Source organism: Williamsia muralis (genome assembly GCF_051487485.1).
Lineage (GTDB): Bacteria > Actinomycetota > Actinomycetes > Mycobacteriales > Mycobacteriaceae > Williamsia > Williamsia muralis_B.
The window spans coordinates 772187-787208 of sequence record NZ_JAHVCV010000002.1; the positions used below are offsets into that span (position 1 = coordinate 772187).

The 15022-nt window shown below is 63.3% G+C and carries 9 protein-coding genes; 5 read left to right on the forward strand and 4 right to left on the reverse strand.

The features are described 5' to 3' along the window. The first annotated feature begins 11 nt into the window (after nucleotides 1-11). From KXR83_RS07040 to KXR83_RS07055, 4 genes are read left to right on the forward strand one after another with little or no spacing between them, the layout of a single operon-like run. A complete protein-coding gene (locus tag KXR83_RS07040; RefSeq protein ID WP_437424210.1) occupies nucleotides 12-2333 on the forward strand; it encodes a hydantoinase B/oxoprolinase family protein in 2322 nt (773 codons plus the stop codon). Further along, entirely contained in the window at nucleotides 2330-4027 is a 1698-nt protein-coding gene (locus KXR83_RS07045) for a (2,3-dihydroxybenzoyl)adenylate synthase (protein ID WP_437424211.1), read from the forward strand. Before KXR83_RS07040 ends, KXR83_RS07045 begins: the two co-directional genes overlap by 4 nt. Nucleotides 4028-4037: 10 nt before the next feature. Further along, nucleotides 4038-5612 carry an FAD-dependent monooxygenase gene (locus KXR83_RS07050; RefSeq protein WP_437424212.1) on the forward strand — a complete coding sequence of 525 codons (1575 nt, stop codon included), beginning with the start codon at nucleotides 4038-4040 and terminating at the stop codon, nucleotides 5610-5612. Between the two features lie 19 nt (nucleotides 5613-5631). Continuing rightward, nucleotides 5632-6369 carry a TetR/AcrR family transcriptional regulator gene (locus KXR83_RS07055; RefSeq protein ID WP_437424213.1) on the forward strand — a complete coding sequence of 246 codons (738 nt, stop codon included), beginning with the start codon at nucleotides 5632-5634 and terminating at the stop codon, nucleotides 6367-6369. 631 nt (nucleotides 6370-7000) lie between these two features. On the opposite strand, the gene KXR83_RS07060 is transcribed toward KXR83_RS07055, so the two are convergent. From KXR83_RS07060 to KXR83_RS07070, 3 genes are all read right to left on the reverse strand, one after another. Further along, complete coding sequence (locus tag KXR83_RS07060) at nucleotides 7001-8887, reverse strand: WXG100 family type VII secretion target (RefSeq protein WP_437424214.1); 1887 nt, start codon at nucleotides 8885-8887, stop codon at nucleotides 7001-7003. A gap of 587 nt (nucleotides 8888-9474) precedes the next feature. Beyond that, a complete protein-coding gene (locus KXR83_RS07065; RefSeq protein ID WP_437424215.1) occupies nucleotides 9475-10857 on the reverse strand; it encodes an aspartate aminotransferase family protein in 1383 nt (460 codons plus the stop codon). Nucleotides 10858-10872: 15 nt separating this feature from the next. After that, nucleotides 10873-12363, reverse strand: a complete 1491-nt coding sequence (locus KXR83_RS07070; RefSeq protein WP_437424461.1) for a CoA-acylating methylmalonate-semialdehyde dehydrogenase — start codon at nucleotides 12361-12363, stop codon at nucleotides 10873-10875. Nucleotides 12364-12507: 144 nt separating this feature from the next. Between KXR83_RS07070 and KXR83_RS07075 the strand changes: the two genes are divergently transcribed. Continuing rightward, on the forward strand, nucleotides 12508-14115 hold the full coding sequence (locus KXR83_RS07075) for a PucR family transcriptional regulator (RefSeq protein WP_437424216.1): 1608 nt from the start codon (nucleotides 12508-12510) through the stop codon (nucleotides 14113-14115). Nucleotides 14116-14120: 5 nt separating this feature from the next. On the opposite strand, the gene KXR83_RS07080 is transcribed toward KXR83_RS07075, so the two are convergent. Beyond that, nucleotides 14121-14960 carry an enoyl-CoA hydratase-related protein gene (locus KXR83_RS07080; protein WP_437424217.1) on the reverse strand — a complete coding sequence of 280 codons (840 nt, stop codon included), beginning with the start codon at nucleotides 14958-14960 and terminating at the stop codon, nucleotides 14121-14123. Nucleotides 14961-15022: the final 62 nt, after the last annotated feature.

A 15022-nucleotide genomic window follows, 5' to 3' on the forward strand; every position in this document is an offset into this window, starting at 1 on the left:
GGAGCCCATTCATGACCGCACCGATCCCCGGCTCAGAAGTCTTCTCCAGCCGGCCGATAGACGTCGACGCCCTCGCCAGGTCGTTGCCCCCGTCACTCCCCGTACACACCGTAACCCAAGAACAGATCGACCAGCTCGACCCGCTCACCTACGAGGTGATCCGGCACCGACTGTGGTCGATCACCGACGAGATGGGCGACGCTCTCAAGCGCATGTCGGGATCGCCGATCGTCACCGACGCCAACGACTTCGACTTCGCCGTCAGCGACGAACTCGGACAAGAAGTGCAGGTGGGCCTCTACAACACCATGCTGGTCGGCGCCGTCGACCTCGCCATCTACTGGACCCTGCAGCACCGCTCCACCAACCCCGGCATCACCGAGGGCGACATGTTCCTCTGCAACGACCCGTGGGTCGGCGGCGGACTGCACCAGAGTGACGTCATGGTGTACCAACCGGTCTTCTACGACGGCATGCTGTTCGGATGGACCAGCGCCATCTGCCACGAGCCCGACCTCGGTGGCTCCGGCCTCGGCTCGTTCGATCCCGCGGCCAAAGACGTCTTCTCCGAATCACTTCCGACGCCGCCGATCAAAGTGGTCCGGGACTTTCAGCTGCAACGCGACGTCGCCGACGTGTGGGTACGACGCTCCCGCGTACCGATGCTGGTGGGGCTGGACCTGCGCGCGAAGATCGGCGCGAACAGCGTCGGCCGTGAGCGACTGCTCGCAGTCATCGAACAATACGGCGCCGACACCGTCAAAGCCGTCATGAAGCGCATGATGGCCGATGCCGAGAATCGGCTGCGCGCCAAGCTGACCGACCTGCCCGACGGAACCTGGCACGCCACCGGCTATCAGGATCAGTCGAGCGTCGGCGACCGGGAGGTCCACAAGATCACCCTCGCCATGACCAAGCAGGACAACCACCTCTCGTTCGACTTCACCGGCACCGACCCGCAAACCGGCGTCATCAACTGCACGTACGCGGGCATGCGCGGCGGGGTGATGCTGGCCCTTCTGCCCATTCTTGCGGGTGACATCCCCTGGTCTGCGGGTGGTTTGATGCGATGCTTCGACCTGATCGCCGAAGAGGGCACCATCAACAACGCGACGTTCCCCGCCGCGGTCAGTCGCGGTCCGATCGGACCGGCGTGGCTGACGGGCAACCTGGTTGCCGAGTGTCTGGCGCAGATGCTCGACCGCCACATCGAACTCGGCAAGAACGTCATGGCGTCGTGCTGCGGCACCTGGGATACCGCGGTGGTCGCGGGCCTCGATGAACGCGGGGAACAACCCGTGCCCTTCCTGAATATCCTGATGGAGCCGATGAGCGGTGGCTACGGCGGACGGCCTGTGGCCGACGGCATGGACACCGGCGGATTGTTCTGCATCCCCATGGGTCGCATCCCCGACACCGAGATGACCGAGTTCCTCTACCCGCTACTCACGTTGTGGCGCAAAGAAGAACCCGACTCCGGTGGCCCCGGCCGTCATCGTGGCGGCGTGAGCGCCTCGCTGGCCGTCACCCCATACGGCACGAGTCTGCCGATGGGATTGATCTTCGCCTCCGCCGGCAAGGCGGTCGCACAGAACTCAGGATTGGCCGGAGGTCTGCCCGGCAACACGGGACTGGAGATCCTCGCCCGCAATTCCGGAATCACCGAGTTGCTGGCGAGCGGCACCATCCCGGGCTCGCTCGATGATCTGGGTGCCAACAAGGAGATCGGAGCCTGCTACGCCGAGAGTTACCTCGCGCCGGGTGAGGTGCTGTACATGCACTGGCAGGGCGGCGGTGGCTACGGCGACCCCCTGCGCCGCGACCCCGAGTCGGTGGCGCTGGATGTCCGCAACGGCAAGGTTACGGTGGATGGCGCTGCGGTGGGTTACGGGGTGGTGGTGAAAGACGGTGCACTGGATACCGATGCCACTGAACAACACCGTGCTGCACTGAAAGACGAGCGCCGCGATCGTTCCGATGTGCCCACCGGGCAGGAGTCGACGCTCGACCTGACCCGGGCCAGGCGGCTCGACGACAACCTCGTGGAGGTGACCATCGGCGACGCCCGGGTGGTTGGTTGCGCGCACTGCGGGCGACTTCTCGGCGACACCAAGACGGGCAAGCTGTCGCTGGCGCTGTACGAGGGCCCCTCTCACACCGCCGGACCGCAGGTCACGTCGGATCCTGCCGAATACGTCGATACTCCAGTGGTTTTCCGGCAGCAGTGCTGCCCAGGATGCTGGACTGCGGTGTACTCGGGCATCGTGCCCGCAGACCATCCCGATCACGTGGCCGAACTGACCCAGCTTCTCCCGGCGGTGGCAGGCAAATGACGGTTGCCACGCCGACCGGCCGCTCCCGCTGGGGAGCTCGGCTGGTCGACTATCCCGACGAGCGGGCCGAACGGTACCGGCGGTCAGGGTCGTGGACCGACCGGACCGTCGCCGGTCGACTGCACGATACGGTGCAACGCCATCGCGACCGGATTGCGGTGGTCACCGAGTCCGGGTCGCTCACCTACGGCGACCTGGGTCGGCGCACTGACCAGATTGCCGCGGGCTTATCCGACCTGGGACTCGAACCCGGTGACCCCGTGCTGTTTCAGGCCACCAACCGCATCGAGACCGTTCTCACCTGGTATGGCTGCCTCAAGGCCGGGTTGGTTCCGGTGGCAACACTTGCCGCGCACCGCGGGCACGAGATCGGACACATCAGTCGAGCCGTGGGCGCGGTCGCCCATGTGGTGGAGGTGGGTCTCTCGTTCGATCTGGTGTCGTTCGCGCAAGAGCAATCCGACGGGCATCCGACGATGCGGACGGTTCTGACGGTCGGCGCAACGGATCCCGCGCCAGGCGTGCACCGCATCGAGACCCTCGGCGAAGACGTTGTCGCCGAGGCCGCCCGAGAGCACGTGGAACGCATTCAAGCAGCTATCGATCCGCTTGACGTCTGTGCGTTCCAATTGTCCGGCGGCACAACCGGCGTCCCCAAGGTGATCCCCCGCCGTCACGTCGAATACTGGGACAACGCACGGCTTTACGCCGAGCGACTCGGCTGGACCGAGCAGACCCGGGTTGCACATCTGATCCCGTTGATCCACAACGCGGGCATCACGTGCGCATTGCATGCCGCACATGCGGTGGGAGCGTGCCTCGTTCTGGCCACTCCCGATGCGCCGAGCGCATTCCGGTTGATGGTCCGCGAACGCGCGACCGCTGTGCTCATCGGGCACGGGCACTACCAAGCGGTGGCAAGCGCAGCATTCGACGAACCACGACCGCATCTGCGAACTGTTGTGCTCTCCGGCGCAAAGCCGAGCCCCGAGTTGTTCGCGCGCGCCGACGGTGACGTGGACCAGCGGGCGGGCCAACTGTTCGGGATGTCCGAGGGCCTGTTCCTGGTGACACCCCTCGATGCACCCGCATCGGCCAGATCAACCACCGTTGGCACGCCCGTCGCCGAAGACGACGAGGTGCGGATTCTCGAGCCAGGGTCAGAGGCTGTTCTCGCTGACGGCGAGGTGGGTGAATTGTGTTGTCGCGGGCCGTACACCATTCCTGGGTACTTCGACGCTCCCGACCACAACCGCTCGGCATTTACGTCCGACGGTTTCTATCGGACCGGTGATCTGGCCCGCGTCACGGTGATCGACGGGGTCCGTTACGTGTCGATTGAGGGGCGGATCAAAGACCTGATCAACCGTGGCGGCGAGAAGATCAACGCCGAGGAGATCGAGCTGCTGCTCGTCAAGCATCCTGGCATCGCCAATGCCGCGGTGGTCGCCATGCCGGACCCCCGGCTCGGCGAGAGAACCTGTGCCTATCTCGTTGCCGCAGAGGGTGATCAGCTATCGATGGCTGATGTGCAAAACCATCTGAACGCGCTGGGAGTGGCGAAGTTCAAGTGGCCCGAACGACTCGAGTGGCTGACAACCTTGCCGCAAACCAACGTGGGAAAAATCGACAAGAAGCAGCTGCGCGCCGATGTGGCGACCAAGCTCGGCGCGTCGGTCCCCGTGAAACAGTGAGGACTAATCGATGAAATTGCAGCGCGTCGCCGTGCTCGGCGGTGGCCCCGGCGGGCTCTACGCCGCCCGGCTCTTCAAGCGCAGTCACCCTGACGCCGAAGTGACCGTGTACGAACAAGGTTCCCCCGATACAACATTCGGGTTCGGCGTAGGACTTGCGTCGAGAACCCAGCGGAATCTTCGAGAAGCCGACCCGGCCTCGCTTGATGCGATCGTCGACGTTTCCCACGCGCATGAGATGTCGATGCGAGTCGGTGATTCCGTGGCCCGGCTGTCGCACGGCGAACTGCTGGCCATCGCCCGTACGTCTCTGCTGGATGTGCTGCAACGCCACGCGACCCAGGCAGGGGTGCACCTTGAGTTCGGACAGCGACGCACTGTCGCGGATCTCGATGCGGACCTGATCATTGCCGCGGACGGCGTGGGTAGCGCCACGCGTACCGAGATGTCGGATCAGTTCCGTCCCGACATCACCACAGGCAAGGGCTTGTACCTCTGGTGTGGAACAGATTTCGCGCTGCCGAGCGCTATCTTCACTCCGGTGACCACCGAACACGGCACCTTTGTTGCTCACGCGTACCCGTACGCATCCGATCGGAGCACATTCCTCATCGAGACCGACGAGACCACCTGGCGCAATGCCGGATTCGACGTCACGACAGAGAACACCGGCCCTGCCGACAGCGACAACCAGTCGCTGAAGTATCTCCAGGACGCCTTTGCCGACACCCTCGGAGGCCATGCCCTCATCGGCAACCGCACGCGGTGGCTGAGGTTCCGGACGGTGACGTGCGAACGCTGGCACGCGGGCAATGTGGTGTTGCTGGGCGATGCTGCACATACAGCGCACTATTCGATCGGCTCTGGCACCAAGCTGGCCATGGAAGATGCCATCGCCCTGAATCGGTCTGTGCTCGAAGCAGAATCGATGAAAGAGGCGTTGACGGAGTACGAGGCGGCGCGTCGGCCCGGTGTCGAGTACCTACAGTCCATCGCTAACCGTAGCGAACTGTGGTGGGAGTCGTTCCCCACCCGCACCGACATGCCCGTCGACCAATTGATGGTGGCGTACATGACCCGCGCGGGAAAAGTCAGCCTGGATCGATTCGCGGAATCGGCTCCAGACGTGGCGCGACGCGGGCTCGCCGACTACGCAGGCGTGCCGTCCGACGAAGTTCCGGACCGTGAAGTCAGCGAGTGGGCGCTGCTGCAGCCCTTGGAATGGGATGGGTTCGCCGCCGACAGTCGGTTGGCCGACGCGTCGCTACGGTCGGGTCCCAACACCGCTGTTGTCAGCGTCGACCTCGAATCAGCATGGGGTGATCCGGCCGACGAACTGCTCGCCGGCCTGTATGGGCGAGTCGTGTGGCTGACGGGTTCGTCGCATCGCGACGCAGTGCTCACCCGTCTCGACCTGGGTGAACGCGTGCGCAACACCGGGCGGATTGTGGTGGTGGAGGCCCCCGAGGCGTATCGCAGCGATCTGGCCGCGGGGTTGGTGAGTCAGCGGACGGATCTGGTGCACATCGTCAATGAGGCCGCCATCGACGGCGCCTTCGAGGACGTTCACGCGGCAACGGTGTGACGCGCACTATTGTTCGCTCATGACCAAGTCGACGCCGGACGGGACACCGTCGACCGCGACCGGGAAGCCGGGCGTGCGCAGTAACTCGCGCCGGGAACTGGTGGAGCGCGAGATCATGGAGCAGGCCACCCGGCTCTTCGCCGAGAAGGGACTGGCCAGCACCACGTTGCAGGACATCGCTGACGCCACCGGCCTGACCCGTCCGGCGATGTACCACTACGTCAAGAACAAGGACGAGTTGTTCGCCCGGCTGGTCAGTGAGATCGCCGAGGAGCCGGCGGTGTTGCTGCACGACATCAACCAGCGCACCGACCTCGACCCGGCAGCCAAGATCCGCGAGATGGCGATGTCGATTGCGCTGCACCAGATGCAGACTCAAGACCGCTTCCGTCTGCTCATCCGTTCCGAGGCCGAGCTGCCGCCGGCGTTGGCCGAAACCTATCGACAAAGCCGTCGTCGGGTGTTGCGAGAGATGACCACCGCGATGAACGAGGGGATCGCTACCGGGGCATTCCGAGCGGCCGATCCCCGCGTCGCGGCACTCGGCATCATCGGAATGCTGAACTGGATCGCCTGGTGGCATCACCCCGGAGACACCGACGACGACCGCAACACCGCCCAACAACTCGCGGACATGGCCGTCAGCTCTGTTCTCGAACCCGACGCCGATGAGACAGAACCCGGGCCTGACCGCATCATCGCAAGGATGCGGCAGAACTTGGACTATCTGGAACAGTCGCTGCGGGTTGAGGAGTGAGTTCGAGGAAGCTTTGATGCTGGTTATCGGACTGACCGGAGTCGATCCGCGCCCGCCGTTGTCTACTCTTTAGAGCACGATCACACAATCCGAAGGTCGTCTGCCGATGCTCAACTGTATTGATCATCACCCTCAAACCGGATGCAAGACGAAACCGATATAAGTTCGTACGTCTGAGTGCCGTCAGCCGTCGCATCGACCCGCAGCAAGACGAAGTACCCGCTATCGTTCGCCACTTTTCTATTCGCGGGTGAACCTGATGGTTTCTTTACCGCAGAGTAGCCGCGTCTTTCCAGAGCAGCGAATCCGCGCTCGATATCTTGGACTTCCGAAGGCGTAGGTTCCAAGAGTGTCTGTTCGACTCGCAAACTCCACGGTGGCCCTGTAGCCAGACTGTTCTTGCCAGTCGCACAGCCAGTCATACTCGGGGGCGGCGACAACGGGTCCTCAGGAAACGGGTTGGCAGCGTCCCACTCAGGAGAGACCTCGTGCAAGTTGACGTTGATGGTTCGCCAAGCTTCGTCTCGTGGAATGTCACGCACGACTGGATCTGCGCCGTTGGAGCCGAAGCATCCAGCCAGCAGTCCGCTCACAAGGACAGCCGTCAAGGACCCTTTGAGGGTCTTCATCTTCACCACGGCAGTTTGAGCGGAACGTCGGGCAGGGGGCCTGGCAGGTCTATATCTCCGTCCAATGGATCAAGGAGTGGCCCTAACGGCGTAACTCCCATCACCTCCTCGGCAACATCCCATGCTGGGTCCGTAGGCCGGTCAGATCCATGCTCGACATAAGGAGTCGGATCACCTCCGGTGACGACTTCAACGATATTTTGAAATCCTCCCGACTCGCGATCATCCCAGTATCCGCCGTGCCCACGGCCACCCTCCACTAGTCCTTCGGGGTATTTCGGGTTGTCCCCGCTGTAAGTACCTGTGTCAAGCCGGGTTACGCCCGGCATGCTGTCGGGGTCGCCCCCGTGAGGACTCCCTGGCATCGACTGAATGTACTGAATCGGGTCCCCTGGGGCAGTCAACGAGAACCGTTCGACATTGGGGTTGGCGTTCTGCCATTCTCCGTCGAAGACTCCAGTTCCCGCCGATGACGCGTAGATGACCCGGTCTGCATTGAGGCCGAGCTGTTCCGCACTTCCGACCGCCGACCCGCCGTACGAGTGCCCGATGAATGTGGTTTTCGCGTCCGGTGCGTGCACAGCAATCTCAGCGTCGAGCTCCCGTCCGAAACTCACCAATCGAGGTGCCATGTCTCGGGCAAACTGAGGATCTGCGGCCGAACCTTCGATCGAGTCTGAAATACCTGGGATGCCGCCGGCGATGAAGCCACCCACTGCGCCGGGAAGGCCAAGCGGGCCGCCGGCCACCAGTGAAGGGATTGCGCCTGTCAGGCCGCCCTTACCTGCATCGACAAGTCCTTCGTGGCCCATACTTTGCGGTAGGTCACCGTCCATATAGACGAACACCGGGCCGTTCGTTTTGTGGGCCAGATTCCAGGCAGCGGACGTATTGGTGTTGCTCCCGTTCAGATTTGACCCCGTTCCGGGTACGTACACAGTGGCGTTCTTGGTATCCGATGTCAGGCCTCCGATCATCTCGACATACCGGCCGTTCTCCGTGTTCTCGAAAGAGATGAACTGTCGCTCGACCTTACGATCCTCGACGGTACGATCGGTCTTTTCTTTTCTGTCCGTGGTCTGTGCTGGATCGTTTTGCTGGCGAAGCAGCTCGCGAAGCATTTCGACCCGATTATTCCTGCCTGGTACATCGTTGCCGGCCTGAACCTCGTTGCTTATGGCATTGCGAATGTTGATCTCGTTTGCAACTCCTCGTACCGCGAACGGAACACCATTCGTATTGCCCATGAAGACTGGGTCGGCCTGTACAAGTCGCCGGACATCCTGTTCGCTCATGCCCGCGAGGAACGCACGCCGCTCCGCTTCAGACATGTCGCGAAGTCTGGCGATTACCGCGTCACCGTCCATCCTGGTGCCGTCCGGCAGAACCACGTCGGGTTGGCCATTGACCATCGCGGCGAGATCGCTCTGTAGCGCCTCGATTCGGGTTCCGTAGTCTTCGTCGAGAGTGTCAATCGTAGTCAACCCGCGCTGGATATGGCTCTCATAGTTGTCCGCGACTTCCTTCTTGGCCTTGTCGGGATGTGTGACCTCACCGGCGTCAGAGACGGCACAACCGTCGTGCAACGCGCCGTCGACTTGTCCGAGAACGAATGTGCGGGAGTGCGCCAGATCGTGCGCGGCGTCTTTCGTCTCATCCGCGATCTGCTGCAGCACATTACGCACTTCGTTGGCGTGGTCTTGCTCTTCCTTGACCTTGTCTTGGGCGGCGAACCTGGTCTTACCTGACCACTGTGTGTTGGCGTACATGGCGCGGACAACCGCGTCCACGGCCCCGTCGAGCGCAGTTGCGTTGTCCTGGGCCGTGGTGCCGGCATCGGTCAGCTCGCCAGGATTCCAGCCGCGTAGCTGGGAGATTGTCGGACGCATCAGCGCGGCATCAACCTGGTGAAGGAATCGGCAGTGGTGCGATCGTTCTCACTGGACGTCACCGTGAAAGTTCGAAGACTCTCACCAAGCGTCGTCAGTCTGCCGCCGATCGACTCGGTTGCGTTGGTCGCGGCAACACTGCTCGCCACAACCGCAGCGAAAGTTCGTGATCCCGAGCCACTGGCACACGCCATGCCAGAGAAATCGAGACCGTTTACAACGACGCCCTGTTGCTGCCACGTGCTTGCGGTCGCCATGACCTCCGCCGGACTGATACTGAACGTCTCGCTGACATCGTTCGGAGCCACCCCTACCCCCAGACTTATCCGCGCCGAGCGCGTTTACTTACGTTCGGCCTTCACAAAAAGCGGATGACCGAACGACTCCCCCGGTCGGAAATGGTACATCGCCGGCCTGACGGTCGCTCGTGGTGCAGTACGCCACCCGACGGGCCGCGTCGGACCCTCGGCAGCGCATTACGCGCCCGTAGCAACGTCAGTCACACATCGCTCACAAAACCCGGGTTTGCTCGGTCCGTAGACCGAGCAAACCCGAGAACATTGAGCAAACTGCGTCGGGTTAGGCGGTCAGGACACCGCATGCCGGTCGGCAACAGTGAGCGCGGCATCGAGGATGGCCAGGCCCTCGCGCACCTCGTCGTCGCTCACCGTGCACGGCGGCACCGCGTGGATGCGGTTGAAGTTCGCAAATGGCAACAGTCCGTTCGACTTACAGGCAGCAATCACCTCGTTCATGGCGGTGCTGGTACCGCCATACGGCGCCATCGGCTCACGCGTGGCCGGGTTGGTCACCAACTCGATGGCCCAGAACACTCCGAGCCCTCGCACTTCGCCGACCGACGGGTGACGGGTAGCCAACTCCTGCAGTCCCGGACCCAGGATGTCGGTGCCGATACGGGCAGCATTCTGGAGGATCTTCTCGTCTTCCATCGCATTGATGGTGGCGACCGCTGCCGCCGTGGCGAGCGGATGACCGGAGTAGGTCAGGCCGCCCGGGTACGGTCGGTCGGCGAAGGTCGCGGCGATGGCGTCGCTGATGGCAACCCCGCCGAGTGGGACATACCCGGAATTCACGCCTTTGGCGAAGGTGATGAGATCCGGGGTGACGTCAAAGTTGTCGATGGCGAACCACTGACCGGTTCGACCGAACCCGGCCATCACCTCGTCGGCGATGTAGATGATCCCGTAGCGGTCACAGATCTCACGGACGCCCGCCAGATATCCCGGCGGCGGCACCATGATTCCAGCGGTCCCGGGCACCGACTCGAGGATGATCGCCGCTATCGAAGCGGGACCCTCCATGGCGATCAATCTGTCGAGATGCTCGAGCGCGCGGTCACACTCCTGTTGCTCATCAGCAGAATGAAATGTGGATCGGTACAGGAACGGCCCGTCGAAATGGACTGTGCCACTGGTGCCGTAGTCGTTGGGCCAGCGCCGGGGATCGCCGGTCAGATTGATCGCGGTGTCGGTACCACCGTGGTAGGAACGGTAACGAGAGAGCACCTTGTATCGCCCGGTGTGCAGTCGCGCCATGCGCACCGCATGCTCCACCGCATCGGCACCACCGTTGGTGAAGAACACGCGGTTGAGGTCGCCGGGTGTTCGCTCGGCGATCAGCCGCGCAGCCTCGGACCGCGCCGAGTTGACGTGCTGTGGCGCGACGGTACACAGCTTCGCTGCCTGTTCGGCAATCGCGGCAACAACTTTCGGATGCTGGTGTCCGATGTTGGTGTTGACCAGCTGCGAGGAAAAGTCGAGCAACCGGTTGCCTTGGCCGTCCCAGACGTACGAACCCTGCGCGGCAACGATTGTCATCGGGTCGATCTTGGCCTGGGCCGACCACGAATGGAACACGTGTGTGCGATCGAGTTCGTAGGCCCGCCGGCCTTCGGCCAGTGCGGAGTCGGTGTCCTGGCCATTCGGGAAAGTTGAAACTACTGCAGTCATAGGGAACTCCGTGCGTCAGTTGTTCTGCGGGAAGCCTAGATTGATACCACCGTGGCTCGGGTCGAGCCAGCGTGTGGTGACCACCTTTGCGCGGGTGTAAAAGTGCACCCCTTCGGTACCATGCGCGTGAGTGTCGCCGAACAGCGAGTTCTTCCATCCGCCGAAGCTGTAGTACGCGGTGGGCACCGGGATCGGGACGTTGATGCCCACCATGCCGACCTCGATCTCGTTCTGGAACCGGCGTGCCGCGCCACCATCATTGGTGAAGATGGCCGTGCCGTTGCCGAACGGCCCGGAGTTCACCAGATCGATGGCGTCGTCGTAGGTGTCCACGCGAACAACTGACAGGACGGGACCGAAGATCTCGTCGGTGTACACGCTCATGTCGGTGGTCACGTGGTCGATGAGCGTTGGGCCGAGCCAGAATCCACCCTCGTCACCGTCGGCCTGCACCTGGCGTCCGTCGACCACGATGGTGGCTCCGTCGGCTTCACCGGCATCGACGTAGGAGGCAACCTTGTCGCGGTGGGCCTTGGTGACCAGCGGCCCCATGTCGGTGCCGCGTGTGCCGTCGCCGATCTTCAGGCCCACGGTGCGGTCGGCGATCTTCGCCACGAGTTGATCGGCAATACCGCCGACGGCGACGAGCGCGGAGATGGCCATACACCGCTCCCCCGCCGAGCCGAAGCCGGCATTCACCATGGCGTCGGCTGCCAGATCGAGATCGGCATCGGGAAGAACGATGGCGTGGTTCTTGGCACCGCCGAGCGCCTGCACACGCTTACCGTGCGCTGTCGCAGTCGAATACACATACTGCGCAATGGGTGTGGAGCCGACAAACGAGATTGCCTTGATCGCCGGGTTGGTCAGCAGTTCGTCGACCGCGACCTTGTCTCCCTGCAGCACGTTGAACACACCTGCCGGTAGACCTGCCTCGGCCCACAGTTCCGCGAGCCACAACGCTGCCGACGGGTCCTTCTCACTCGGCTTGAGCACCACGGTGTTTCCCGCGGCGATGGCAATCGGGAAGAACCACATCGGGACCATGGCCGGGAAATTGAACGGGGAGATGATGCCGACCGGCCCCAGTGGCTGGCGAAGTGACGCGACATCAACCTTGGTCGAGGCGTTCTCGGTCATACCGCCCTTGAGCAGATGGGCGATGCCACAGGCGAACTCGACCACTTCCTGACCACGGCTGATTTCGCCGAGCGCATCACTGACCACTTTGCCGTGCTCGGCGGTGATGATCTCGGCCAGCTCGCCCTTGCGCGAGTTCAGCAACTCGCGGAAGGCGAACAGCACCGACGTGCGCTTCGCCAGTGATGTGTCCCGCCACTCCGGGAAGGCCTCTCGCGAAGAATCGATCACTGCACGAGCATCGGCGACGTCCGCCAGCGCCACGTTCCCGGTGACCTGACCGGTCGCGGGATTGGTGACCGGGGCAGTGCGGTCGGCTGCGCCGGCGAAGGCTTGGCCCCCACTCCAATGGCCGATGGTCGACACGGTGGCGGCGGGTTTGTCGGCAACGGTCTGCGTCACGGGGGTCCTATCGTCGGGGGTCTTCTCTGGTTCCACCATGCAGGGAAACCAGGTCGCATGGTGCCTACGATGTGTACGGTTTGCCCGCCATTGCCTTACAGTGTGTCAATGCAGCCGACGCTCGCGGACATCCTCGCACTCCCAGTGGTGCAGGCCGGGCAGCCCGAACTGGTCTCCGAGGGCTCCCTTGATGTGCCGGTCCGCTGGGTGCACGTCAGCGACCTCGCCGACCTCTCCGATCTACTCGAGGGCGGCGAGCTGGTACTCACCACCGGCCGCGCGCTGGCCGACACGCCTACGCGGGACACCTACCTCCACGGCCTGGTCGCGGCGGGCGCGGTCGGACTGATCATCGAGCTGGGTGTCCATATCGATGAGGTTCCGAGATCGGTCATCGAGGCCGGCCGCTCACTCGCCTTCCCTGTCATCGCGCTGCATCGACAGATCCGTTTCGTGCAGGTCACCGAGCAGGTACACCGCACAATCGTCGCCGATCAATACGGTGAACTGGAGTTCGCCCGCAGCGCTCACGAGACCTTCACCGAACTCAGCATGCGTCGTGCGACTGTGGACGAAATCGTCACTGCAGCAGCAGAAATGCTGAAGTGTCCGGTAGTACTCGAAGATCTGAACCGGCAGGTTGTTGCCTTCTCGGGCAGCGAGCCGGCCACACTGCTGGCCGACTGGGACCGTCGATCCCGCCTGACCCCTGAGGTCGGCGCCCAGAGCAACGCCGACCCCGACGCTTGGCTGGCCCGGCCCGTGGGCGCGCATCCCCAGACCTGGGGCCGGTTGGTCGCGCCGCAGACGCACGATGCCGACAACCGGTCGGTTGTCATCGTCGAACGAGCCGCTCAGGCGATCGCCCTCAACCGGATGACCGAGCAAGACCGCAGCTCACTCGAACTACGTGCACAGGGTGGCTTGATAGACGACCTGCGGCGCAACCGCATTCGCACCGAGGCAGAAGCAACCGCCAGAGCCTTCGCGCTGGGGATTCGACCCAGTCCTGCCTACATCGCGATGACCATCCGACTCCGTGATGCCGGTGGCGCCGATCAGGTGCTGGTGCAACAACGCCGAGCCCGCATCCTCGACTCGGTCACGCACACGATCAAGGTCACCCGGCACACCGCACTCACCACGGCATCCGAGGGCGGGCGACGTATCGATGTGCTGCTCGCCCAACGGCACACCGCTTCGGCCGCCCAGGGTCTCGACGAGATGACCAACGTCTGCGTCTCCATCCGGCAGACCATCATGCGGGTCGAAGGCGTGACGAGATGCGTGATCGGAGTCGGCCCCGAGTCGACTCAGATCACCGATGCGGCACAGGGATTCGACGAATCCGGACACGTTGCCGACGTCGCTCTTGCCCTCCCCGACGACCGCCCGTTCCATCGTTCATCCGACACCCGTCTTCGTGGACTGGTCGCCTTGATCCGAGACGATCCGCGGGTGCAGGCATTTGCTGAAACGGAACTGCGGGGACTGCTCGAACACCGCGCCAAACACGGCGACGAACTGTTCGCGCTACTGCGTCGCTACCTCGACCTCGGCGGCAACAAGGCCGAACTCGCCAAATCGCTGAGGCTTTCGCGGCCCACCCTCTATGCCCGCCTGGACACGTTGTCGCGACTACTCGGCGTCGACCTCAACGACGCCGAGTCGCGCACGTCGCTCCACGCAGCCCTGATGATCATCGACCCATCGTGAGTGCTTCACCCGAGCAGATCCGGCAACCCATCAGACACCTTCATCGGAAACTCCGGCGCGCGCTTCTCGAGAAATGAGTTCACGCCCTCGCGAACGTCGTCGGAGGTACCGCGAACAAAGATCGCCTTCGACTCGGCGCGATGAGCAACCTCCGGGCTGTCCGCACCGAGCATCGCCCACATCAACTGACGAGTCAGCGCCACCGAGACCGGAGCGGTACCCGTGACCAGATTCGTCGCGACCTCGATGGCCCGGTCCAAGACCTGATCCACCGGCACCACTTCACGGACCAGTCCGCGTTCCAGCGCCTCCGTCGCCGAGACCATCTTGCCGCCCATCGCCCACTCCAAAGCCGTTGAGATACCGACTATGCGGGGCAGGAACCAGTTCGAACAGGCTTCGGGCACCAAACCGCGACGCACGAACACAAAGCCGAATTTGGCTGTCTCCGAGGCAATTCGAATGTCTGCGGGCAAACTCATCGTCACCCCGACACCGGCCGCCGGACCGTTGATGGCCGCGACCACAGGCTTGGTGGACCGATAGATGCGCAAACTCACCCGGCCGCCCTCATCCGGTGGGGCCTCGCCGGTACCTCCGTCGTCGAGCACAAAGGTGGCGCCTCCACCGCCGAGGTCGGCTCCGGCGCAGAAGGCTCGTCCCCTGCCGGTGATGACCACTGCACGAATCGAATCGTCGGCATCACACTGGTCGAACACGTCGATCATCTGACGATGCATCTCGCTGGTGAACGCATTCAGCCGATCACGACGGTTCAGCCAGATGATTCCGATGCTGCCCCGGCGTTCCAGCTCGACCACAGACTCCGACTTCGTCTCCGCCACAGCAGCTCCTCAGATCGCCTCACGACACGTCCCACTGAGAACAGACAATCATCAGACGAGGT

Coding starts and splice junctions, on each gene's coding strand:
- KXR83_RS07040 (WP_437424210.1), top strand. CDS start 12: ATGACCGCACCGATCCCCGGCTCAGAAGTCTTCTCCAGCCGGCCGATA.
- KXR83_RS07045 (WP_437424211.1), top strand. CDS start 2,330: ATGACGGTTGCCACGCCGACCGGCCGCTCCCGCTGGGGAGCTCGGCTG.
- KXR83_RS07050 (WP_437424212.1), top strand. CDS start 4,038: ATGAAATTGCAGCGCGTCGCCGTGCTCGGCGGTGGCCCCGGCGGGCTC.
- KXR83_RS07055 (WP_437424213.1), top strand. CDS start 5,632: ATGACCAAGTCGACGCCGGACGGGACACCGTCGACCGCGACCGGGAAG.
- KXR83_RS07060 (WP_437424214.1), bottom strand. CDS start 8,887: ATGCGTCCGACAATCTCCCAGCTACGCGGCTGGAATCCTGGCGAGCTG.
- KXR83_RS07065 (WP_437424215.1), bottom strand. CDS start 10,857: ATGACTGCAGTAGTTTCAACTTTCCCGAATGGCCAGGACACCGACTCC.
- KXR83_RS07075 (WP_437424216.1), top strand. CDS start 12,508: ATGCAGCCGACGCTCGCGGACATCCTCGCACTCCCAGTGGTGCAGGCC.